The sequence below is a fragment of the Sporosarcina sp. P29 genome, assembly GCF_002743265.1.
Classification (GTDB): Bacteria; Bacillota; Bacilli; order Bacillales_A; family Planococcaceae; genus Sporosarcina.
Genome location: NZ_PDYX01000014.1, coordinates 21,308 through 45,827, shown reverse-complemented (window position 1 = coordinate 45,827; position 24,520 = coordinate 21,308). Strand labels below are relative to the sequence as shown.

The 24,520-nt window shown below is 41.9% G+C and carries 24 protein-coding genes; 23 read left to right on the top strand and 1 reads right to left on the bottom strand.

Annotation, left to right across the window (positions count from 1 at the left end; translation table 11 throughout):
- The first annotated feature begins 25 nt into the window (after positions 1-25).
- From CSV68_RS12060 to CSV68_RS12040, 5 genes are all read left to right on the top strand, one after another.
- On the top strand, positions 26-1,309 hold the full coding sequence (locus CSV68_RS12060) for a G5 and 3D domain-containing protein (protein WP_233190460.1): 1,284 nt from the start codon (positions 26-28) through the stop codon (positions 1,307-1,309).
- A 134-nt stretch (positions 1,310-1,443) separates the two neighbouring features.
- Positions 1,444-2,010, top strand: coding sequence for a ribonuclease M5 (gene rnmV, locus CSV68_RS12055; protein ID WP_099662262.1), 567 nt, complete (start codon positions 1,444-1,446; stop codon positions 2,008-2,010).
- Positions 2,003-2,896 (top strand): 16S rRNA (adenine(1518)-N(6)/adenine(1519)-N(6))-dimethyltransferase RsmA, encoded by an 894-nt coding sequence (gene rsmA, locus CSV68_RS12050; RefSeq protein WP_099662261.1) that lies wholly within the window; start codon positions 2,003-2,005, stop codon positions 2,894-2,896. Before rnmV ends, rsmA begins: the two co-directional genes overlap by 8 nt.
- Before the next feature lie 143 nt (positions 2,897-3,039).
- Positions 3,040-3,306, top strand: a complete 267-nt coding sequence (gene veg, locus CSV68_RS12045; RefSeq protein WP_029054863.1) for a biofilm formation stimulator Veg — start codon at positions 3,040-3,042, stop codon at positions 3,304-3,306.
- Positions 3,307-3,446: 140 nt separating this feature from the next.
- Positions 3,447-3,620, top strand: a complete 174-nt coding sequence (locus CSV68_RS12040; RefSeq protein WP_085427746.1) for a small, acid-soluble spore protein, alpha/beta type — start codon at positions 3,447-3,449, stop codon at positions 3,618-3,620.
- A 143-nt stretch (positions 3,621-3,763) separates the two neighbouring features.
- Here the strand turns inward: CSV68_RS12040 and CSV68_RS17440 are convergent, their stop codons facing one another.
- Complete coding sequence (locus tag CSV68_RS17440) at positions 3,764-5,062, bottom strand: lytic polysaccharide monooxygenase (RefSeq protein WP_233192915.1); 1,299 nt, start codon at positions 5,060-5,062, stop codon at positions 3,764-3,766.
- 509 nt (positions 5,063-5,571) lie between these two features.
- Between CSV68_RS17440 and CSV68_RS12015 the strand changes: the two genes are divergently transcribed.
- The 18 genes from CSV68_RS12015 (at position 5,572) to CSV68_RS11930 (ending at position 24,515) form a co-directional block, all read left to right on the top strand.
- Positions 5,572-6,618, top strand: coding sequence for an S-layer homology domain-containing protein (locus tag CSV68_RS12015; RefSeq protein ID WP_099662260.1), 1,047 nt, complete (start codon positions 5,572-5,574; stop codon positions 6,616-6,618).
- Positions 6,619-6,795: 177 nt separating this feature from the next.
- Entirely contained in the window at positions 6,796-6,999 is a 204-nt protein-coding gene (locus CSV68_RS12010; protein WP_099634816.1) for a hypothetical protein, read from the top strand.
- 33 nt (positions 7,000-7,032) lie between these two features.
- Entirely contained in the window at positions 7,033-8,100 is a 1,068-nt protein-coding gene (locus CSV68_RS12005; RefSeq protein ID WP_099662259.1) for an NAD(P)H-dependent flavin oxidoreductase, read from the top strand.
- Positions 8,101-8,114: 14 nt separating this feature from the next.
- Positions 8,115-8,465, top strand: a complete 351-nt coding sequence (locus tag CSV68_RS12000; protein WP_099662258.1) for a DUF2200 domain-containing protein — start codon at positions 8,115-8,117, stop codon at positions 8,463-8,465.
- A 191-nt stretch (positions 8,466-8,656) separates the two neighbouring features.
- Complete coding sequence (gene ispE, locus CSV68_RS11995) at positions 8,657-9,523, top strand: 4-(cytidine 5'-diphospho)-2-C-methyl-D-erythritol kinase (protein WP_099662257.1); 867 nt, start codon at positions 8,657-8,659, stop codon at positions 9,521-9,523.
- Positions 9,524-9,581: 58 nt separating this feature from the next.
- Positions 9,582-10,424, top strand: coding sequence for a pur operon repressor (gene purR, locus CSV68_RS11990; RefSeq protein WP_099634820.1), 843 nt, complete (start codon positions 9,582-9,584; stop codon positions 10,422-10,424).
- Positions 10,412-10,786 (top strand): RidA family protein, encoded by a 375-nt coding sequence (locus CSV68_RS11985; RefSeq protein ID WP_099634821.1) that lies wholly within the window; start codon positions 10,412-10,414, stop codon positions 10,784-10,786. Before purR ends, CSV68_RS11985 begins: the two co-directional genes overlap by 13 nt.
- 257 nt (positions 10,787-11,043) lie before the next feature.
- Complete coding sequence (gene spoVG / locus CSV68_RS11980) at positions 11,044-11,331, top strand: septation regulator SpoVG (protein ID WP_099632522.1); 288 nt, start codon at positions 11,044-11,046, stop codon at positions 11,329-11,331.
- 462 nt (positions 11,332-11,793) lie between these two features.
- Positions 11,794-13,152 carry a bifunctional UDP-N-acetylglucosamine diphosphorylase/glucosamine-1-phosphate N-acetyltransferase GlmU gene (glmU, locus tag CSV68_RS11975; protein ID WP_099634822.1) on the top strand — a complete coding sequence of 453 codons (1,359 nt, stop codon included), beginning with the start codon at positions 11,794-11,796 and terminating at the stop codon, positions 13,150-13,152.
- Between the two features lie 27 nt (positions 13,153-13,179).
- Complete coding sequence (locus CSV68_RS11970; protein ID WP_099634823.1) at positions 13,180-14,139, top strand: ribose-phosphate diphosphokinase; 960 nt, start codon at positions 13,180-13,182, stop codon at positions 14,137-14,139.
- Positions 14,140-14,220: 81 nt separating this feature from the next.
- A complete protein-coding gene (locus tag CSV68_RS11965; protein ID WP_099634824.1) occupies positions 14,221-14,850 on the top strand; it encodes a 50S ribosomal protein L25/general stress protein Ctc in 630 nt (209 codons plus the stop codon).
- 80 nt (positions 14,851-14,930) lie between these two features.
- Positions 14,931-15,497, top strand: coding sequence for an aminoacyl-tRNA hydrolase (gene pth / locus CSV68_RS11960; protein WP_099634825.1), 567 nt, complete (start codon positions 14,931-14,933; stop codon positions 15,495-15,497).
- 53 nt (positions 15,498-15,550) lie between these two features.
- A complete protein-coding gene (locus CSV68_RS11955) occupies positions 15,551-15,769 on the top strand; it encodes an anti-sigma-F factor Fin (protein WP_099634826.1) in 219 nt (72 codons plus the stop codon).
- A gap of 103 nt (positions 15,770-15,872) precedes the next feature.
- Entirely contained in the window at positions 15,873-19,406 is a 3,534-nt protein-coding gene (gene mfd, locus CSV68_RS11950) for a transcription-repair coupling factor (RefSeq protein ID WP_099634827.1), read from the top strand.
- A gap of 83 nt (positions 19,407-19,489) precedes the next feature.
- Positions 19,490-20,026: a stage V sporulation protein T gene (spoVT, locus tag CSV68_RS11945; RefSeq protein ID WP_099634828.1), complete on the top strand. Its 537-nt coding sequence runs from the start codon at positions 19,490-19,492 to the stop codon at positions 20,024-20,026.
- Between the two features lie 574 nt (positions 20,027-20,600).
- Positions 20,601-21,806, top strand: a complete 1,206-nt coding sequence (locus tag CSV68_RS11940) for an NAD(P)-dependent malic enzyme (RefSeq protein WP_099662256.1) — start codon at positions 20,601-20,603, stop codon at positions 21,804-21,806.
- Positions 21,807-22,277: 471 nt separating this feature from the next.
- Positions 22,278-22,871 (top strand): sporulation membrane protein YtaF, encoded by a 594-nt coding sequence (gene ytaF, locus CSV68_RS11935; protein ID WP_099662255.1) that lies wholly within the window; start codon positions 22,278-22,280, stop codon positions 22,869-22,871.
- Between the two features lie 51 nt (positions 22,872-22,922).
- The gene (locus CSV68_RS11930; protein ID WP_099662254.1) at positions 22,923-24,515 is read left to right on the top strand and encodes a putative polysaccharide biosynthesis protein; all 1,593 of its coding nucleotides are present in this window, start codon (positions 22,923-22,925) and stop codon (positions 24,513-24,515) included.
- Positions 24,516-24,520: the final 5 nt, after the last annotated feature.

The following is a 24,520-nucleotide window of genomic DNA, read 5'->3' as shown; positions in this document are numbered from 1 at the left end:
AGTAATGAAAGGGGAATTTTTTAACATGTCTCAGAAGAATACTAAGTTTATGCGCATTGGGATTTTATTAATGGCAATGGCATTATTCGTAGCAACAACGTCACTCGTATTGATTGACGGAAAAAAGAAGAACATCTCAATGGACCTTAATGGTAAGCAAATAGAATTACGTACAGCAGCATCTACAGTTGGAGAAGTACTAGCGGCTAATGACGTAAACGTACAAAAGCATGACCTAGTAGAACCGACAGTTAACACGCCGCTTGAAAACGATACAGAGATCAAATGGCAAAAAGCAAACAAAGTAGTAATTGACGTAGATGGTAAGACACAAGAACTTTGGACAACGGAAGCTACCGTAAATGATGTACTTAAAACAGCAGAAATTGAAGTTGCTACACATGACGAAATTGAACCAGCTCTAGAAACGAAGATTACAGAAAATCAACCGATTGCGATTGCTAAAGCATTCCCGGTTACTGTTAAAGACGGTGGAAAAGAGCGTACTGTATGGTCAACACAAACTACTGTTAGAAAGTTTTTGACAGATCAAAATATCCGTCTTTCAAACTTGGATAAAGTAGAAGGCGACACAAATGCAAAGTTGACGGCATCTAATGCTGTAGTTAACATTGCACGTGTAGAGAAAGTTACAGATGTAGTTGAAGAAACAGCAGACTTCAAAACAAAAAGAAAAACAGATATGACGATGCTTCAAGGTAAAGAGAAAGTTGTCACTAACGGAAAAAAGGGTAAACTACAAAAGAAATTCCAAATTACAAAAAAGAATGGAAAAGTGGTTTCTCGTGAATTAGTTGGTAAGACAATGGTGGAAGAGCCTACACATAAAGTAGTTCATGTAGGAGCTAAAGCGCCAAAAGTAGAAGTAGCAACTGCAGCTCCGGCTCCAGCAAAAGCGACTGCAAGTGCATCTACAAATGCAACGGCAAAATCTTCAAGTACACCAGCAAAAGCGCAAGTAGCAGTTTCACGCGGTAACAGTAGCGAGCCAAGCGGTGGAAAAGAATTTTACGCAAATGCGAGTGCATATACAGCTTATTGTAATGGATGTTCAGGAATCACAGCGACAGGTATTAACTTGCGCGCGAACCCCAATATGAAATTAATTGCAGTTGATCCACGAGTGATTCCACTAGGATCTAAGGTTTGGGTGGAAGGTTATGGTTATGCAATCGCAGGAGATACAGGTGGAGCAATCAAAGGAAACCGTATCGATTTACACATGCCTACAAAAGAAGCGGCTTATTCATTTGGTCGTCGTCAAGTAAAGATTAAAGTCATCAACTAATAGCGGTATACCGATAAGGAGAAGAAAAACTCTTCCCCTTATCGGTTTTTTCTGTTTCCTGCCGGTATGGTTGTACAGAATCGAAAAAACACAGTAAAATAGTAAGAATGATATCGTAAGAAAAGAGGAATAGTGTGAATATAGAAGAAGTAGTTGTGGTGGAAGGGAAATCCGACACGGTGGCTGTCAAACGTGCTACAGGAGCGGATACAATTGAAACGAACGGTTCGGCGATCTCAGACAAGACGCTCGAGCGGATACGCCACGCGCAGCAGACGCGTGGAGTCATTGTCTTTACCGATCCGGACTTTCCTGGTCGACGTATTCGGGCAATTATCGAAGAACAGATTCCCGATGTAAAGCATGCATTTTTACCGAAGAAAGAAACTATAGCGAAAAACGGACGTGGAGTAGGAATTGAACATGCGAATGACGAAGCGATTCGTCAAGCTTTGGCTTCTGTTTATACGGTGAGTGAGCATACAATAGAAGAGATCCCGATGGCGGCTTTACTAGAGGCTAGACTAATCGGTCACATGGACTCCAGAAAACGAAGAGAACGTCTGTCGGAGTTATTGCATATTGGACAGGTAAACGGCAAAGGATTGAAGAAACGGCTAGAGATGTTCCGGATTTCTGTCGCAAAGTTGAACAAAGCGATACAAATTCTCGATGAGGAGGAAATGAAAACAGATGTATAAAGACATAGCAACGCCAGTGAGAACGAAAGAAATTTTGCAAAAACACGGGTTTTCATTCAAGAAGAGTTTAGGTCAGAACTTCTTGGTAGATTCGAACGTATTGCATAACATCGTCTCTCATGCAGCGATCACGAAAGATACAGGAGTCATTGAAGTAGGACCTGGAATCGGTGCGTTAACAGAGCATCTCGCACGACAGGCGGGGAAGGTTGTAGCATTTGAAATAGACGGCCGACTGTTACCTGTACTTGAAGATACGATGTCACCTTATCCGAATGTCACGGTGATTCACCAAGACGTACTAAAAGCGGATATTCATCAAGTGATTGAAGAACAGTTTGCAGACTACGAAGACATCGTAGTCGTGGCCAATTTACCGTATTATATTACAACGCCGATTATTATGAAATTCTTAATGGAAAAAGCCCGCGTAAGTCAGCTTGTCATTATGATGCAGAAGGAAGTAGCAGATCGAATTACAGCAGTACCTAGCACGAAGGCATATGGTTCATTATCAATCGCTGTCCAGTACTATATGGATGCAGAAGTATCTATGATTGTCCCGAAGACAGTGTTCATTCCGCAACCGAACGTTGAGTCAGCCGTACTTAGTTTGACGCGCAGAGAAGAGGCACACGCTCCTGTAGCGGATGAAGACTTCTTGTTCACTGTGACACAAGGATCGTTCTTGCATCGCCGCAAGACGCTGTGGAACAACCTTCAGTCCTCACTCCCTGAAGGAAGAGAAAAAAAGCAGTTGATTCAACAAGCATTTGAACAATCAGGTATAGATCCGATAAGAAGAGGGGAAACATTATCGATTGCAGAGTTCATCAAACTGGCCAATGCACTATACCCTCACTTTGGCAAGCTAAAACCGGAATAAAATTAATGACAATTTCATATGAAAAATTAGTGAAATTCATCATAAAGTGATTGACAAAGACATAGGCAAACTGTTAAAATAAAAATTTTGTTGACAAACGCATGTAAAAATGTTATGCTTATATTTAGTGAGGTGTAAGTAACATGCCAAAAACATTAGCAGACATTAAAAAGTCACTGGACGCTCATTTAGGGAAACGTCTCCACTTGAAAGCAAATGGTGGTCGTAAGAAGACGATCGAACATGCTGGAGTCTTGCGCGATACGTATCGTGCCGTTTTCGTAGTAGAGTTGGATCAGGATGACAATGCGTTTGAAAGAGTTTCTTACAGCTATGCTGATATTTTAACCGAAGCGGTTGAAATAACAGTCCTTGATGGTTCGGACCAAACGGCCTTTATCATCAAATAATTCATCATGCTATTTTAATTTATTTCCTAGTGAATCCGCCGGAATGTTCTGGCGGATTTTTTATTTTGTTACATAACTGAAGTGTAGTTTTCCTTGGACAGCACACACTACAAGTGTCAGCCGCAAAGGAGGAAACTATAATGGCGAGAAAAGGCGTCATGTCAGATCAATTGAAAGTAGAAATCGCGAAAGAGCTTGGCTTCTATGATGTAGTACAGAAAGAAGGCTGGGGCGGTATTCGCTCACGTGATGCAGGAAACATGGTAAAACATGCAATTGAAATGGCGAGTAGACAAGTGGAGGAAAAGAAATAATCCAACCAATGTCCGTAGAATCCAAAACAGGCTGACAAAAGGAACTGCAAAGGGGAAATTGCTTTGCAGTTCTATTTTTTGATAAAAAAGAAGGCTATCTACAAGTTATTATAACTTGTAGATAGCCTTTCAATCATATCGAATTACTTACGCTTCCACTGTTCACTATCACTCGGAACATTTGCACGGGTCCACCATTTGGCTTCGTATAGATTGCCGTTATATATCACTTGATCGCCGGCAACGTATACATTTGCAGTGCGCCACTGAGGCACACCTGTAGCAGCGGACTTCACAAGTTTCCATACAGCTGAATCCCCTGGGAGATCTCCGCGAGTCCACCATTGTGCTTCATATAAACTATTCTCATAGATTACTTGATTTCCTACTAAATAAACAAGCTTCTTTTCCCATTTCTTCACATTGGCATTAATGATCTTGATGAATTTCCAAACATCTTTTTTTCCTGGAGTATCACCGCTCGTCCACCACTGCGCTTCGTATACGATACCTTCGTGTACCACTTGATTACCAACTGTATAGACGTTTTTCATCTTCCAGTTGCGCAGGTCTGTGTTAGCCGGTTCTAATAGTTTCCATACAGCAGAATCACCAGGGAGATCACCACGTGTCCACCACTGTGCTTCATATAATGAGCTTTCGAATTGTGCCTGATCGCCTTCTACATAAACCTTGCCTTCGTCCCACTTGACTGCCGGTGGAGCAGGCCTATCTAAATCAGGTTTTGGCTGAACAGGCTTTTCCGGTTTTGTTTCAGGTAACGGCTTGCTCGGAATAATAGGTGTCATATCAATATTCTTATCGGGCTCAGTTGGTATTGCCTGTTTTCCACCAAAGTCCGCATCAATGACGTTATAGAATGCATTCTTTGTATCACCAATATTCCATACAGCGAGGATCACGTGATAACCCGTACGTTCAGGTACATTGCAAGTATGCGTTACTTCCGAAGGTGGTCTCTGTTTTTTGCCGTCTACTGTACAGAACTTTTGAAGATCTGCGCGTTTCAACGGTTGGTTCGTATCCCATCCTGTACGTGTAATGTAATATTCCCATGATCCTGTTACATGTGGTGCTGTGAATTTCCATTTGAATTGATTCATCCCGTTTTTCATTTCAACTTTCTGCCAACGAAGGCGGGTTTGTGCATCTAATTCGAAGAAAGTATTGGCGCTGGCAATTTTACCGTCAGCTGGACCACCAATCGGAAAATTCCCTGGTGCTTCCAAGCTCTGTGGTTCATAGATGATTCTCCCACAGTTCTTATTATCTCCTTGCTTGCATAATAGTGCTCGACTTTCTGGTTGGCTTACGTACCCGTGTGCAGATGCCTGACTTGAAAATGAAAAAGTCATTAGCATGATAAAAAGTGCACTGATAAGTACAGACCAGGGAGTCATGTGGTGCATATGTAACTTCATTTCTCTTATCCCCCTAATAGTTTGTATTAACTATGTTTGCTATATTTGTATCATAGCTCTTTGTTTACAGGAATCAATGTTTGAAAAACAGCACTGTATTAGTAAAATAATTTAGAAGCCAATATAAATATGAAGTAAAGGAAATATTTCACAGTAATTATGGATAAATTATAATTCTTTATACCTGTTAAAGATAGTCTATATGTACAGGGATTTACCAAATAAGAAAAGTAGAAATAAGGTATTATACTCATGTGTTTTTATTGTCTTGTGTTGCACAACACAAGGTGTTGATTTATTCTGACTACCTACTACTCAATCAGCGATAGTCTACAGTTAAAGTAACTAGAAAATTAGACAGTATGATTGTATACAAATAAATTCTAAGTATTTCTTTAGCAAATTTAGTCCGTTTGTGTAGTAAAACAACATGTTTTAACGTATTCAACTTTTTATCTATTTAACATGATATAGTCGTTACATCTTATGGAAAAAGGGGATAAATACGTATGAAAAAGGTTTTAGCAATATTTTTAATACTCCTATTGACGTTTTCAGTAGCTCCTAAAACACAAGCTTCTTCTAAAGTTTTTACAGACGTCCCGAAAAATCATCCGAACTACACGGCTATTATGTATTTATTAGAGAATAATGTGATTGAGCCTAGTGCTCGCTTTGGGTTAAATGATAAAGTGACGCGAGAAGAAGTCGCTGTCATGGTGGCTAAAGCTACGGGATTGGATGGAAAGAAAGCAAAGACGAAATTTAAAGATGTTCCCGCGAGCAGGTATTCCTCTGGTTATATCAATTCTGCCGTGAAAGCAAAAATCATCAATGGCTATCCTGATGGTACATTTAAGCCTACGCAAAAAGTGACACGTGGTCATATGGCTGCCTTCATTGCGAATGCGTTTAAGCTCAGCAAGGAAAAAGATATTCGATTTAAAGACGTATCCAAGAGTTCTACTGCTTATAGTGCCGTGCGTAAACTAGCATTTGAAAATATCACCTCGGGCTATCCTGACGGTACATTTAAACCAAATGAAACATTAACACGTTCGCATATTGCTGCATTCGTGGCGAGAGCTATGGATCCGGCTTTCCGACCTGCACCACCTGTCATGGTGACAAGAGGCATTCACTTTGGAATGGATCCAGCTCAAGTGATGAGTGTTGAATCAAAGTCACCGGCGATATTGCTTTCAAATTTACGTGAGGGAAATAAACGATTATTGATCTACCGAACTACAAAGTATAGTTACTATACAGATTTAATTTATTACTTTGAAAATAACAAGTTGCAGTTCATAACCTATGACTTTATGGGCGGAGAAGATTACTATCATACTTCAGATGAGATGTTTGCGATGTACAATGAATTAAACGAGCATGCCCAACGTGAATTTGGGGCGGACTATTATTCTGACACTGACTATGAAACTACGTTTAATTCAGGATGGGAAAAGACCGGATACGTGGTCATACTGACAGTGAATGATGACGATGTCAGTACAACGGCAAATTTAGTTTATTTACCGGATTCAATGATAAAATAGTGTGTAGATTATCGGAGTTGCAAAGTGAATCCCATTTGCAGCTCTTTTTCTATTACTTAGAACGAACAAGGGAGCACCAATTTTTTGTGGTTTACGTTATGATGGAGAGAATATTCATTATACGTAAGAAGACTCTTTGGAAGGTTTTGGTAGTTGCGGAAAGTGGGAGGAGAGAGTGTGAAGAAAGGAAATCTAGGCAGAGCATTATTTGTGGGAGTGTTTGTCGGTATGGTCAGCTTTATCAAAGAGTTACTTTATCCTGACATGCACTCACTTTTGTCGATTTTACTTATGGTGGTGGCCGCCATAATGGGTTATTGGCTGGGAAATAAAGTGTTGCTAAAGCGTCAGGGAGAGAAAGGTAGCAAAACGACTATGTAAAATACATAATCATGCTAGAGGGGGTCCAACAAGATGTGGAATGAAAATGACGTAACAAAAATGCTTGGAATTACATACCCCATCATTCAAGCGGGAATGGCTGGCGGTACGACCACGCCTGAATTGATAGCTGCAGTATCCAATGCGGGGGGCCTGGGTACGCTCGGGGCGGGCTATATGAATGCAGAAGATATGAGAGAAGCGATAAAGAAGATTAAGGAATTAACGGATCGGCCTTTTGGGGTCAATTTGTTTATTCCTGAAGCATCAGAGATATCCAAAGATAAGGTTAAAAAAACCAATGAATTATTACGACCTTATCGTGAAGAGTTACGTGTAGCTGAGCCTGAAATAAAGGAAGTGTCTACAGCAAATTTTGATAAGCAAGTGGATGTTATTATTCAAGAACATATAGCGGTTTGTAGTTTCACATTCGGCGTGCCATCTAAAGAGACTATCCAACAATTACAGGGAGTGAACATCATCGTGATGGGGACTGCTACAACTGTGAAAGAGGCTGCTATCAATGAAGAGTACGGAGTTGATATGGTCGTACTGCAAGGAAGCGAAGCCGGAGGTCATCGTGGTACGTTTTCAGGAAGTTTCACTGACTCCATGATTGGAACAATGTCGCTTGTTCCTCAAGCTGCAGACCATGTTAAGATTCCTGTTATTGCTGCGGGAGGAATTATGGATGGAAGAGGTGTTTTGGCAGCTCTTACACTTGGAGCGCAAGCGGTTCAAATGGGAACAGCTTTCGTGACGGCTATTGAAAGTGGTGCAAAAACGCAACATATCGAAGCTATTCTTAAAAGTACGGAAGATCAAACCGTCATTACATCCGTATTTAGTGGTAAGCCTGCAAGAGGGATTCAGAATGACTTTATTCGTGAACTAAAACCATACGAAGAAGATCTGCCGGATTATCCTATAATGAACACACTAACGACAGCGATTCGTAGTGAAGCTGCCAAGCAAAATCGGCCTGAATGGATCCATCTTTGGAGCGGGCAGTCGCCTCGCTTAAGTACTAGACAACATGTCGCGGATTTGCTGACGGACATCGTTTTTCAAGTGGAAAATATAATAAGTACTAGATAATTGGAGGGTGAATGATGACTACACATAAGATTTATACTATGAGTTTTGCCAAAGTCTATCCGCTCTATATTAACAAGGTAGAAAAAAAGGGACGCACAAAATCAGAAGTCGATGAAATCATTCGTTGGTTGACAGGATACAGCCAAGAAGAACTGGAAATCCAGTTGGAAAACCAGACAGACTTCGAGACTTTCTTTGCGGAAGCACCTGAGCTGAATTCATCACGGACACTAATTACAGGTGTTATATGTGGGGTTAGAGTGGAAGAAATAGAAGAATCAACGATGCAGGAAATACGTTATTTGGATAAACTGATTGATGAGTTGGCAAAAGGAAAAGCAATGGAAAAAATCTTGCGCAAATAACAAATGGAATTCTAAGTGTTCAAAAATAGCTGTAGGAAATCATCTACTTCTGAACTCTGGAATGAAAATTAACGTGACAAAAAGAACTGCGAAGCCTTTGCGGTTCTTTTTTTTATTTAATCCCCTTATGTTCTATTGATTCTGTGGTAATATATGAGCAAGAACAATGCAGTGGGGAGGGAGCTTTTATCATGATTTACGAAAAGGCGCCTGCGAAAATCAACTTAACATTAGATGTGTTAAGCAAACGGTCGGATGGCTATCATGATGTCGAGATGATTATGACGACGGTTGATTTGGCTGACCGTATTTGGCTTCGTCCTACGACGGATCATGCCATTACAATTCAGTCATCTCATCGATTTGTGCCGAATGATCGCAAAAACTTGGCGTACCAAGCAGCGGATTTATTGCGCAAACGCTATCACTTGAATTACGGAGTTGAAATTACTCTGGATAAGAATATTCCGATTGCTGCAGGACTAGCCGGTGGTAGTTCAGATGCTGCCGCCACGCTTCGTGGATTAAACCGACTTTGGGAACTCGGATTATCTTTGGATGAGCTGGCAATCCTGGGTGCGGAAATCGGATCAGATGTATCATTCTGCGTTTATGGCGGCACAGCTATTGCAAGAGGGCGAGGAGAAGACATCACGCATCTACCTGCTCCACCTAACTGCTGGGTCGTGCTGGCGAAGCCGACAATCGGTGTATCGACCGGCAATATCTACGGACAGTTGAACTTGTCTTCTATTACGCATCCGCAAACGGAGCGTATGATGGAAGCATTGCAAGAAAGTGATTATGACAAGATGTGTGCATCACTTGGGAATGTGTTGGAGCCTGTCACGATGGGACTTCATGAGGAAGTTGTTATACTCAAGGAACAAATGGAGCGTTTTGGGGCAGATGCCGTTTTAATGAGCGGTAGCGGTCCAACGGTATTCGGACTAGTGAAACATGAATCGCGTGTACCGAAAATTGTCAATGCCTTGAAGGGATTTTGCCAAGACGTACATGCCGTGCGCATGCTTGGGGAACCTATTGTAGTTGATTAATACCGGACGATTATGATAATCTACTTATAAATCATTCGGATTTAGGAGTCGGTATTATATGAAATGGAAAAGAAGTGAAAGGCTTGTCGATATGACACGTCATTTGCTGGAAAATCCACACACACTCATTTCTTTGACGTTTTTTTCGAACCGGTATTCAGCCGCCAAGTCCTCAATTAGTGAAGATCTTGGTATTTTGAAAGAGACATTTGAAGAGAGCGGCACGGGTCGTCTAGTGACGATTTCAGGTGCTGCTGGCGGTATTAAATATATTCCGTTAGTCGGTCGTGAGGAGATAAAAGAAGTCATTCATTCATTGATGAATGAACTAAGAAAATCGGATCGATTGCTTCCTGGCGGTTATTTGTATATGACTGACTTGTTAGGAAATCCTCGGTTTCTCGATCGAATTGGCAAAGTGATTGCAACTGCTTTCTTTGATAAAGAAATCGATGCGATTATGACAGTTGCAACAAAAGGAATTCCCATTGCTCATGCTATTGCCCGTCATTTGAACGTACCTGTTATCGTCGTTCGACGGGACAGCAAAGTGACGGAAGGTCCTACTGTTAGTATTAATTACGTTTCTGGTTCAGCGCGCAGAATCCAGACAATGGTGTTATCGAAGAGAAGTATGCAAAGCGGTCAAAAAGTCTTGTTGACAGATGACTTTATGAAAGTGGGCGGCACAATGCAAGGTATGAAAAGTCTACTTGAAGAATTCAACTGTGAACTGGCTGGCGTGGCAGTCTTAGTAGAAGCTGAACACCTTGAAGAAGTTCTGGTAGATGATTATCTTTCATTAGTGAAATTGCATGCTGTGGATGAGAAACGCCGTAAGATTGAGTTGGAAGAAGGGAACTATTTCACGAGAGGCGGTAATGAGTTATGGAATATGTAAAAACAGAACAAGCACCACAGGCAATTGGACCTTATTCACAAGCAGTAAAAGTGAACGGCGTAGTGTACACTTCAGGACAGATTCCTTTGACGCTCGCTGGTGAAGTAATAAGTGGCGGCATAGAAGAACAGACAAACCAAGTTCTCCAAAACTTGAGTAAAGTACTGGAAGAGGCAGGTTCAAGTTTACAACAAGTCATTAAAACGACAGTGTTTATTCAGGATATGGATGAATTTGGAGCATTGAATGCCATTTATGAAGAGCATTTCGGGGAGCATAAGCCGGCTCGTTCGACAGTGGAAGTGGCTCGACTACCAAAAGACGTACGAGTCGAAATCGAAGCAATTGCGCTTTGTGAATAATTAGATATAAAACCCGACCCGATCTAGTGAAGATCAGGTCGGGTTTTCTTATTGCCTGTTTGAAAATGATTAGGTTGAAAGTAGCTATAGATTTGAAATAATATACAAATATTAAAAAATTCACAAAAGATTCTATTTTCATTTGCAGTAAAAACTAGTATTATAGAATCAGCACCAGTATTATGGGTAAAAAAGTAATCGTACCAACTAACCTAGAATACGTTCAGTGTGAAAACGACAACAAGGGAGTGGGGAAAATGGAAATCACAGATGTGAGATTACGCAAGGTAGACACGGAAGGTAGAATGAGAGCAATTGCTTCCATTACGCTTAACGATCAGTTTGTCATCCATGATATCCGAGTCATTGAGGGGAATGACGGGTTATTCGTGGCAATGCCGAGTAAGCGTACACCAGATGGGGAGTTTCGTGACGTGGCGCATCCAATCAATTCAGATGCACGGACAAAGGTACAGGAGTCCATCCTGGCAGCTTATCATCAAGTAGACGAACAGCAAGGGGAATTGCAAGAGGCTGTTCTATAATTTTATAATGTAAGAGAAAGCGTTACCATATGTCGTATCCATAAAAAGGCCATCTATTCGAGTAGATGGCCTTTTTGTCGTGTTGAAGTGGAGGAGTTGGCAAAGGGTTAGGGTGGGATTTGCACTTCGGAGAGGGGACGCTTTCCTAGAGGGCTCACCGCGGACCTATGGGAAAGCATCCGCCAACTGGAGCTTCCATCCCTTCGCACTCACAAATTCATTTACTATTACTGAGAAAGTGCTTTTGAACTTAAATAAGTTCACCCACACCCACAACCAAACTTACTTTGAACACTTCATCTATATTTTCTTACAACTTTTATTCCTATACCAATATAATCGCAAAAAGATTAACAATCATAAAATAAAGTTATGTAATTGTCAAGGGGAAATGCTTGAAAAAATCAGTCATTTCCGATATAGTCAATTATGAATTTATCAAACAAGGATGGAGGCTGGCAGATGACAAATACATATGCGATCGTCCTAGCAGCAGGACAGGGCACGCGAATGAAGTCGGATCTTTATAAAGTACTTCATCCAGTCTGTGGAAAGCCGATGGTAGAGCACGTAATCGATCACATTCGTGACCTCCACTCAGATCGGATCGTCACGATTGTCGGTCATGGTGCCGAAATGGTAGAGCAGACATTGGGCAACAAAAGTGAATACGCGCTACAAGCACAACAACTGGGCACAGCACATGCCGTGCAACAAGCTGAGGCGGTACTTGCGGATCTTGAAGGCACAACACTAGTTGTCTGCGGTGATACACCATTGATCAGCACGAAGACGATGGCAGCGCTCCTCGCACACCATCATGAAACGGAAGCAAAAGCGACAATACTTACTGCAATAGCAGATGATCCAACAGGTTACGGCCGCATCATCCGTGCAGAGAATGGTGACGTAATGCGAAACGTCGAGCATAAAGACACAAACGACGGTGAGCGTCTCGTTAAGGAAATAAATACAGGCACATACTGTTTTGACAATCGCGTGTTATTTGAAACACTGAAAAAAGTGAACAACGATAACGCACAAGGCGAATATTATCTCCCAGACGTATTAGGAATTTTAAAATCTGAAGGACAGCGGATTTCGGCTTATACAACGCCAGATTTCCATGAAACATTAGGCGTCAACGACCGTGTGGCACTAGCACAAGCAGAAAAAAGCATGCGCCAATTAATTGCGGAGAAGCATATGCGCAACGGTGTCACAATCATCAGCCCTGAGCAGACAGTGATCAGTGCAGAAGCTGAAATTGGACGTGACACTGTCATCCAACCTGGCGTAATCATTGAAGGCGCTACAAAAATTGGGGCACAATGTATCATTGGTCCGAACAGTCATATCCAAAACAGTACAGTGGGTGACGACACGACGATTCACTCATCCGTCGTTCGTGATAGTATGATTGGGAATCAGACGGCAGTTGGTCCATTTGCACACTTGCGTCCCGACACACAGCTTGGTGATCATGTCAAAGTAGGTAACTTTGTTGAGGTGAAAAAGTCTCAGCTTGGTGACGATAGTAAAGTTTCTCACCTCAGTTACATAGGGGATACAGAAATAGGCAAGAATGTTAACGTTGGCTGTGGTACGATTACAGTGAATTACGATGGTAAAAACAAGTACAAAACAGAGATAGAAGATAATGCATTTATTGGTTGCAATGCCAATTTGGTTGCACCGGTCACGATAGGAAAGAATGCGATTGTGGCAGCGGGATCCACAGTCACAAAAAATGTTCCGGAAAATTCACTTGCAATTGGACGCGTTCGGCAAGAGAATAAAGAAGGATACGTAAAAAACTAATCTTACCCAACCAACAGGAGGGCCATCATGGCAAATCAATATCCAAACGACAAACTGAAAATCTTTTCTTTAACTGCGAACGAACCACTTGCAAAAGAAGTAGCAGATCAAGTCGGGCTTCCGCTCGGCAAGCTCTCAGTCAAACGTTTTAGTGACGGAGAAATCCAAATTAATATCGATGAAAGCATCCGTGGCTGTGAAGTGTTTGTTATTCAATCAACTTCTAATCCGGTCAACGATAACTTGATGGAGCTTCTCATTATGCTAGATGCCTTAATGCGTGCATCCGCGCGTACGATTAACGTAGTCATGCCCTATTACGGGTATGCACGCCAAGACCGTAAAGCGAGTTCACGTGAACCTATAACGGCTAAATTAGTTGCAAACTTACTTGAAAAAGCAGGCGCTGATCGCGTCATTGCAGTAGACTTGCATGCACCGCAAATTCAAGGGTTCTTCGATATTCCAATCGATCACTTGATTGCAGAACCAATCCTAACGGAGTACTTCCAGAGTCAAGGATTAGCAAGCGATGATCTTGTTATCGTTTCACCTGACCATGGTGGTGTGACGCGCGCACGTAAAATGGCCGATCGTATGAAAGCGCCCATTGCAATAATCGATAAGCGTCGTCCGCGCCCGAACGTAGCGGAAGTGATGAATATCGTTGGCAATGTAGAAGGAAAAACAGCCATTCTGATTGATGATATTATCGATACAGCTGGTACAATCACGATTGCTGCGAGCGCCCTAATTGAAAGTGGAGCAAAAGAAGTGTATGCTTGTTGTTCACACCCAGTTTTATCCGGGCCAGCGATTGAGCGCATTAATAATTCTCAAATCAAGCAATTAGTGATTACGAATTCTATTAAATTGCCGGAAAGTAAACAATCTCCAAAAATCAAACAGCTATCGATTGCGCCTTTGTTGGCAGCTGCAATCATTCGTGTGTTTGAGAACAAGTCTGTAAGCACATTATTTGAGTGATAATGAGTTAACTGATATCTTCTGATATTGAAAATCCAAAGATTTATAAAAAACTTTTTGATAGGATAGGTGACTATACAAATGAGCACAATTAAGTCGAATTTAAGAGAAACTGACAAGAAGACAGTAAGCGAATTAAGAAAAAGCGGTTGGATTCCTTCCGTAGTATACGGTTATAAAACAGAAAGTACGCCAATCGCAGTAAAAGAGCGTGATCTTCTAGACACACTTCGTGAAACAGGAAGAAACGGTGTAATCAAATTGACTGTTGACGGCAACGACGTAAACGTCGTATTAAACGATTATCAGTCAGACGTTTTGACTGGTTTCCTTACACACGCTGACTTCTTGGCGATCAACATGACAGAAGAGCTTGAAGTAGACGTAGCAATCAACCTTGTTGGAGACGCACCAGGTGAAAAAGCAGGCGGAACAATTCAACAACCAGTATGGGAAGTTACAATTCGCGTAAAGCCATCTGACATTCCTGATCATATCGATGTAGATGTTTCAGAACTTGAAATTGGTGAAACAATTCTTGTTGGCGATATCCGTGACAAAGTGAAGTTTGAAATCTTAACTGAAGACGAAGTAGGATTAGTAACTATTTCTGCACCACGTACTGAAGAAGAGATGGAAGCATTAGATGAAGCGACTGAAAGCACTGAAGCTGAGCCGGAAGTAATCGGTGAAGATAAAGAAGAGAAATAAGTTACAAAATGGGCGCACGAGTTTGAACCGTGCGCTCCTTTTCTATGTATATATATCGTTTAGAAAAGGAAGAGAAGAACATGAAATTATTAATTGGTCTCGGAAATCCCGGGAAAAACTACGAAAACACGCGCCATAATATTGGTTTTCAAGTCATTGATGAATTGGCTAAGCGCTGGCAAGCTCCAGCATTTCAGCAAAAATTCAATGGCCAATTTACGACTGTCCATACAGCCGGAGGTAAAGTGATATTATTAAAGCCGATGACCTATATGAACTTGTCCGGCGAGTGCGTCCGTCCTTTAGCGGACTACTTTGAAGTGAATGATGAAGAAATCGTCGTGCTATACGATGACTTGGATTTACCTGCAGGGAAAATCCGACTTCGTCAAAAGGGAAGTGCTGGCGGTCATAATGGCATGAAGTCCCTTATTGCACATCTAGGCACTTCTGAATTCAACCGAATTCGTATTGGTGTTGATCGTCCTACTGGTGGTATGAAGGTTGCTGACTATGTATTATCTCCGTTTAGCAAGGACGAGCAACCATTGATCCAAGACGCGATACAAAAGAGTGCAGAGGCCTGTGAAGAATGGGCAACAAAAAAGAAGCCATTCCTTGAAGTGATGAATAAATTTAACGGATAAGCATAATACATCAACTCTTTGCCTATACTTTGAAAAAGGAAGGTGAAGAGAATATGATCCGTTATTCTTGTAATCACTGTCATACGGAAATCGGCTCCATTCCATTTGAATCGGCCAAAGATACCCTCAGTCAAATAGACGGTGATGATAAAAGTACATTTTTGTCCGTAGATTCAGATGGTGGCCTGCATATACGATGTATTTGTGAACACTGCGAGCAATCATTGCAGGCGTTCCCGGATTATTACACCTTAAAAAAATGGTTACAATAAGTAACGGATGCTTTGGCGCTGATAGCCAAAGCTTTTTGTGCATAAAGCATTCTGTTCAATATATAGAGAGAGACTAAGTTAATAGATAAGGAGGGGTAGTCAAGTGGGAGTAATAGAACAGCTTTTTCTAGAAGAGAAAGAGATTCAAGGTTTGCTGAACGACTTGGAAGACGGGCAGGATCAGCAGTTGATCACAGGTCTATCGGGCGGTTCCAAAGCGGTTTTCTTTAAATTGATTCAGCAGTCATTGACACGTCCTGTCTTGATTGTTTCACCCAATATGCTTCAAGCACAGCGAACATATGAAGACTTGAGCAAGTTGGTGGGGGATGAACATATTCACTTATACACTGCAGAAGAACTTGTTGCAGCAGACTTTTCATTCGCAAGCTATGAATTACGTGCGGGTAGGATTGATACATTGGATCACATGGCACGTACAGGCAGTGGTATTTATATTACACCGGTTGCAGGGTTGCGGAAGCTGTTGCCATCAAAGGAACGATGGTTGGCTCATTACGTAACGGCTTCAACAGACGAAGAGATTGATATAGGTGTCTGGCTGGAAAACTTAGTATCCATGGGCTATATACGAAAAGACCTGGTGAGCGCGCCGGGTGAATTTGCGTTACGCGGTGGAATACTGGATATTTATCCGCTTACGATGGCAGAACCAGTTCGTATTGAATTATTCGATACGACAATAGATTCCATTCGAACGTTTTCGGCGGAAGACCAGCGTTCAACAGGTAAATTGGAATCAATCACATTGTTGCCGGCGAACGAATTCATCTGGACACCTGAAGAATTGCAGCAAGTATCACAAAAGGTGGAGCAAGCGCTTGGCGAAAGCTTGACTAAAATCAAAAGTGAAGAATTACAGCAGCAATTATTGATGACGATCATGCAGGATATCAGCATGATGAAAGACGGGATTGTGCCGGACACGATGAAGAAGTATGCTTCGTTTTCCACTGAAGCGAGCGCTATGCTGACTGACTATTTCCCCGAAAATGGCGTCATTTTATTTGACGAGCTGGGGCGAATACAAGAATCCGTGGCTACTTTGGAGTCGGAGGAGCAGGAATACCAGCTTTCAATGCTCGAAGATGGAAAAATGTTGCATGACACGAAACTTGCATGGAAATACGAGCAAGTACTATCGGATATTCATCAACAACGACTCTATTTGTCTTTGTTTACGCGAACAGTGCCTGGTTTCACTATTAAGAAGTCCATTTCGATTTCGTGTAAGCCAATGCAACAGTTCCATAGTCAGATGCCCCTATTGAAAAGTGAAATAGAGCGTTGGAAACAAGGGAATTATAATGTTTTTCTCTTGGCTTCTTCAACTGAGAGAATGAAGACTATTCAAGAGATTTTACGTGAATATGATATTGAAGCAGCGATAGATGGCAAGCCTAGTAAAGAGGGCGTGTTGTCTATTATAGAAGGCGATTTATCGGCAGGTTTTGAATTGCCGTTCCAGAAGCTTGCTGTCATTACAGATGCAGAATTGTTTACTGGTAAGCCGAAACGTAAAGCGCGTCCCTCTAAATTAACGAATGCCGAACGGATCAAAAGTTATTCAGAGATCAAGCCAGGGGATCATATCGTCCACGTTCATCACGGGATAGGGAAATACTATGGCGTCGTAACATTGGACGTTAAAGGTATCCAGAAAGACTACTTGGATATTCGTTACCGCGGTGAGGATAAGCTCTTTGTGCCGGCTGACCAGATCGATTTAATTCAAAAGTATGTAGCTACAGGAGAGAAAGAGCCAAAGCTACATAAACTTGGCGGGACGGATTGGGTAAAAACCAAACGTAAAGTAACGGCGGCCATTCAGGATATTGCGGATGACTTGATCAAATTATATGCCAGACGAGAAGCGGAAAAAGGCTTTGCTTTTGGTGAGGATGACGATTTGCAACGTTCATTTGAAAATGCTTTCCCTTACGAAGAGACACAGGATCAGTTACAATCTATCGAGGAAATTAAGAGAGACATGGAACGTATACGACCTATGGATCGATTGTTATGCGGTGACGTAGGATACGGAAAAACTGAAGTTGCGATCCGTGCTGCATTTAAAGCAGTAACGAATGGTAAACAGGTGGCATTCTTGGTGCCCACTACGATACTTGCACAGCAACATTTCGAGACGATGAAAGAACGTTTCGCAGATTATCCTGTAACGGTTTCATTACTCAATCGTTTTCGTTCTAAGAAAGAGCAAGATGAAACGATTAAAGGTTTGAAAGCGGGTACTGTTGACATTGTCATCGGTACACATCGCTTATTGTCGAAAGACGTTGTTTATCAGGATCTTGGGCTTCTCGTTGTCGATGAAGAGCAACGTTTTGGTGTAACGCATAAAGAAAAATTGAAGCAGTTGAAAAACAATGTAGACGTACTGACGTTGACAGCAACTCCGATACCAAGGACTTTGCATATGTCGATGGTAGGAGTACGCGATTTATCCGTAATTGAAACACCGCCAGCCAATCGGTTCCCTGTTCAAACATATGTTATGGAACATAATGGTGGACTCGTACGTGAAGCGATTGAGCGGGAGATGGGACGTGGCGGACAGGTCTTCTATTTATATAATCGCGTAGAAGATATGGATCGTAAAGTTCAGGAAATTCGTGACTTGGTGCCAGAAGCGCGTATCGCGTCTGCACATGGCCGGATGGGTGAGGCGGCTCTCGAAGCAGTCATATTAAGTTTTCTAGAAGGAGAATTTGATGTACTGGTGACAACTACCATTATTGAAACTGGAATCGATATTCCAAACGTCAATACGTTGATTGTCCATGATGCAGATCGCATGGGGCTATCACAGCTTTATCAATTACGTGGGCGTGTCGGCCGTTCCAATCGCGTAGCATACAGCTATATGCTTTATCAGCGTGACAAAGTGCTAACGGAAGTTGCAGAAAATCGCTTACAGGCAATCAAAGAGTTTACGGAGCTAGGCTCAGGTTTTAAAATTGCCATGCGTGATTTATCCATTCGAGGAGCGGGGAATTTACTTGGTTCGCAACAACATGGATTCATTGATTCTGTTGGTTTCGATCTGTATTCCCAATTACTACAAGAGGCGATAGAAGAGAGACAGACAGGTGTCGTCAAAGAAGACAAAGCAGATGTCGAAATCTCCTTGCCTATTAATGCTTACTTACCGGAATCATACATTCATGACGGTTATCAAAAGATTCAAATGTACAAACGCGTAAAAGCGATTACGGGCGATGAGGATTATCTGGAGCTTGTCGATGAAATGATCGATCGATTCGGTGATATGCCATTTGAAGCCGATTTACTACTCCGCGTTGGACGTATGAAAGCGTGGGGACGTGACGCTGGCGTAGTTTCTATCAAGAATGTACAGGGAATAGTAGAAATCCGCTTGTCAGCAGAAGGAACAGCTCGCGCTGACGGTGCAAAGCTTATGGAAAGTTCATTGAAGTTTGGCCACGCGGTTGGACTGACGATTGACAACGGACAAATTACTGTAACTGTGAATGAAAAGAAGTCCAATCAATTTACAGAATTCGATATGGTAGAAGATATGGTACACACGATGCAGGAAACGGCAAAGGAAATAGAATCTACGGATGCCTTGTAACACCTTGATTGCATAAAATGACCAATGTTGATGCATACTATTCTCAGAAATACATTTAATTTCGAGAAAGTGAGGCATTATACATGAAAGCAACGGGTATTGTCCGCAGAATTGATGACTTAGGAAGAGTAGTTATACCAAAAGAAATAAGAAGGACACTTCGCATCCGTGAGGGGGACCCTTTGGAGATATTCACTGATCGAGAAGGGGAAGTCATTTTAAAGAAGTATTCACCTATTTCAGAGCTTGGTGAGTTTGCGGTGGAATATGCAGAATCACTTTATGAAACAATTGGTACACCTGCGCTAATCAGTGATCGCGACGAGATGCTCGCGGTAGCGGGACTTGCCAAGAAGGATTATATGAACCGGCAGTTAGCCCCCGTATGCGAAGAAATCCTAAATGGTCGAGCTACAGTCATGGAGAAACATGAGAAGACGGTAGAATGGGTGCCGGGTCAGGTAGAGCAGATTAAATCTTATTGTATAGCGCCAATCATTACAAATGGCGACGCAATCGGTGCCGTCTATTTGCTGTCCAAAGTACATTTTGTTGGAGAAGTCGAGCAAAAAGCAGCAGAAACAGCTGCCAACTTCCTAGCAAAACAGATGGAAAGCTAAACAATTTTAATAAAAAAGTTAAATTTTCAGCCAAAACTCACAGTAGAAAAATCTTCTGTGAGTTTTTTGGTGTGAAATATACTGAAAATTTATTTCAGCATATTATTTTTAGAACAATAATAAATGATAAATTTTCATTTAACCTATAAATTGGGGTATACGCAACTAATTAATTTACATAAAAAACCATTTCCGTCTTTGTGACAATCAATATATTTCAATATTTTTCATCAATTAAAAAGTGAAGATTATCACATACTATATACATAAGTCGTTTTTCAGGACCATATTTCTTTACGTGAAGCTTTTCACAAAAGCCTTTAGTGAAGGGCTTCACAAGGCATAAATTGAAAAGTGAAAGGTTTCACATACTACGAAAAAGCATAAAAGTCAAAACTTTTTTAAGAAAATTTTAAGGGCACAAAAAACCCGAGATGGAGGCGATGTAACCGCTTACTAATTCTTAATTTTGGGAGTTAATAGAATATTGCCACTTGTATTTACTTCTCGTTTGCGCTTATAATCACTACCAACACGAATGAACAATAAAAAACCAGACAGGGAGAGCGATATTATGAACAGGAAATACAAATCTTCTTTACACATGCATCAAATTCACAATGGAAAAATGGAAGTTATTTCGAAAGTGCCATTAGAAAATAAAGAGGATTTGAGTTTAGCGTACTCACCAGGAGTTGCTGAACCTTGTGTAGAAATCGCTCAAGATCCATCTCTTGCGTATGAATATACAATTAAAGGGAACTTAGTTGCAGTTGTGACAGATGGAACGGCTGTACTTGGACTAGGAGATATCGGCCCTGAAGCAGCTTTGCCGGTAATGGAAGGGAAAGCTCTATTGTTGAAGCAATTCGCAGGGATTGACGCATTCCCGATTTGTCTGGATACAAAAGACGTAGATGAAATTGTTAACATTGTAAAAGCGATCAGCCCCACATTCGGTGCTGTAAACCTAGAAGACATTTCGGCTCCACGTTGTTTCGAAATCGAACGTAGATTACGTGAAGAATGTAGTATCCCAATCTTCCATGATGATCAGCATGGTACAGCAATTGTAGTAGGTGCGGGATTGCTAAACGCATTAAAAGTAGTCGGAAAAGAGAAAGAAGACGTGAAAATCGTTTTGAATGGCGCGGGTGCGGCTGGAGTTGCGATTACGAAACTATTGTTGAGTATGGGCTTCGAAAACATTATTATGTGTGATTCAAAAGGTATTATTTTTGAAGGCCGCGAGAATGCGATGAATGACATCAAACATGAAATGTCACGCGTCACGAACCTCGAGAAAATTGAAGGTTCATTAGCAGCTGCAATGAAGGGCGCTGATGTATTCGTTGGTGTATCCGTTGCGAACTTGCTGACGAAGGAATTAATTGCACTAATGAATACAGATCCTATCGTATTCGGACTGGCGAATCCAATGCCTGAGTTGAAGCCTGAATTGGCAGAGGAGTATGGTGTGCGTATTATTGCGACAGGCCGTTCTGATTATCCTAACCAAGTCAATAACGTCTTGGCGTTCCCTGGTATCTTCCGTGGAGCTCTGGACGTTAGAGCGACAGAAATTAATGAAGAGATGAAGCTTGCCGCGACATATGCAATTGCAGATTTAATCAAGGATGAAGATCTACGTGATGATTACATCATTCCGGATCCATTTGATGATCGTATCCCAACAATTGTCGCACATGCAGTAGGAAAAGCTGCAATGCGCACAGGCGTATCCGTTTCAAAGGAACTGATCTTGCCTACTCCCAGATGAAGATGAATAATAACCCGTCTTTCCTATAAAGTATAGGGAAGACGTTTTTTATTTTATGAAGCGAGTGGATGATAAGGGGGAGCGTTGTTCGGCGTTCCGGGAAGACGCTTTGTCATAGGTTCGCTGATTATTGATGAGAGCGTGGTAACTGGTGCTCATATATTCTTACAAGCGCTCATAGTTCATAGCTAACCGCTCTATGGCACCCGGCTTCCGCTCTATCCACATACACAGGCGCTCTATCATACCCCGCAAGCGATCATACTTACACTGCAACCGCTCAATGCGTTTGCGATTATGTCTGGTCTTGACTTTGAAAAAGTAAAAACGTATCACGAATTCAGCCAATACCTACAATGAAGTCTCCCCCGCTCATTGGAAAGGTTGGATCTATTATGCGCCTAGCACACACACGCCTGCTCTGTTGCGCACGTATAGTATGATAAAACCAAATAGGCTGGGGGGAGCGGAATGACTTGGCTATTGATCGCAGGCTTTGCAATTTCATCTAGCATTGACAACTTTGGAGTCGGACTTTCTTACGGGGTACAGCGAGTCCGCATTCCATTTACGTCGAATGCACTTATTGCGGTAATTTGTTTTATCTTCAGTTTGATTGGTATCGTTTCGGGTGCGTGGCTAGCTGAAATGTTACCAGGCATACTACCTGATCTTATAGCGTTTGCTGTACTAAGTATCATCGGAATACGCATTATGATTATCGCGTTTCGTCAACAAAGAAAACACCAAGCGAATGTGTTCAGTGAACCGGAAAAGATGGATTTTGATGGATCCTCGCACATTAGTCTGGGGGAAGCTTTACTGCTCGGTATTGCGCTTTCTGCGAATGCATTAACGAATGGTGTCGGAGCAGGTCTTTTAGCATTATCACCAGTTGCAATCGCATTATCAGCAGCGGTTGGTAGCTATATTACATTGTCTATTGGTGTGGGACTGGGCGCAAAACTGGCAGGAGTGCAGATTGGTAAGATGTCGGTTGGTCAGTTCGGAACATTCATGAGTGGTGTTATTATTTTATTGATTGCAATCACACGCCTACTCTGATGTGATGTGATGGTATACTAGAAATCATCATCAAATGAAAGAGGCGCGTATATGGCGTTGACTAAATGGAATATGAAGTCGTTTATGAAAGGTGCATCGATTTTAACTATTGCCGCTATCATTGTAAAAGTGTTGAGCGCGGTCTATCGTGTGCCATTTCAAAACTTAGTTGGAGATAAAGGGTTCTATATTTATCAGCAAGTGTATCCGTTCATCGGAATATTTATCGTTTGGACATCTTCGGGTTTTGCCGTTGCGGTGTCTAAGATGCTTGCGGAAAGCAAAGGTCCTGGAGAATCGCGTGGGATTTTACGCGTGTCACTCGCATATCTTCTCGTTTTATCTGTGGGGATCTTTCTATTATTGCGTTCAGGTTCATCTTTTTTTGCTGAATTGATGGGAGACATAGCACTGGCACCCGTTTTGCAGACCGGTGCATATATTGTTCTCGTACTACCGTTCCTAGCTGTACTGAAGGGCGTCTTTCAATCGGAAGGCCAAATGATACCTGTAGCGATCTCAAACGTCTCAGAGCAGTTATTCAGGGTGATCATCGTACTAGCGGGTACGTGGATTGCGATACGTGCCGGAACATCGCTTTATAAAATAGGGGAAATTACGATGTGGGCAGCGGTCGCAGGTGAAGCAGCAGGTGTCTTGATTCTGACAGGGTTTTTCCTACGACGGGAAAGTTTGGCGGTAGCTATTATAAAACCGTGGCAAGTAATCAAAGATCTGACTAAGATTAGCATCGGTGTCAGTGCGAGTTCACTAATTTTATTAGTCTTTCAATTGGTGGACTCTTTCACGATCTATAACGCATTAGTCGAAGCGGGTGCAGTGAGTGAGATTGCTATGGAAATGAAAGGTGTCTATGACAGGGGACAGCCGCTTGCGCAAATGGGTATTTTGCTTGCGTCTACTTTGGCGTTGGCGCTCGTGCCGTTAATCGCACACCATGCCTCCAAAACCAATGGACGAGGCGCGTTACCGTTCATTAGCCTAACGTTCCGTACATCTATTTTATTCGGCTGGGCTGCGACGATTGGATTGGTTCTCGTCCTCCCTTTTGTCAATGAAATGCTGTTCCAAACACGAACAGGATCAGTTGCGCTAATCATCTTCTGTATTCAGATTTTTTGGTTGTCGATTATTTTACCTTTGACGGCTATTCTTCAAGGAAGTGGAAAAGTGCGTGGACCACTACTACTCATGCTACTTGGCGTCGTAATAAAACTATCGACTACACCATGGATGGTTCGCCAGTATGGAATTGAAGGTGCCGCGGCATCAGGCACTATTGCGTTCGCGGTCGTTGCTGTGTTATTAATTATTTACTTTAAGAGATTTTGGAAGTTCCCACTGGCCTCGCGACGTTATTATTGCGTGCTGATTAGCGCAGGCGTTGCAATGGCAGTGGTATTGATTCCCTGGATGCTTATAGCGGACTATTGGCTTTTTGACGGATTATCCTCACGAATAAGCTCAACGTTAACGGCACTATCTGCTGTCGTAATTGGAGCAATCATATTCCTTTTCGTCATCTTGAAATCACGTATAATGAAAGAAAAAGAGTGGTATTTACTGCCTTTTGGAAAACGATTGGCGACTATGCAACTATGGCTAACTAAAAATAGAAGGTGAATTAT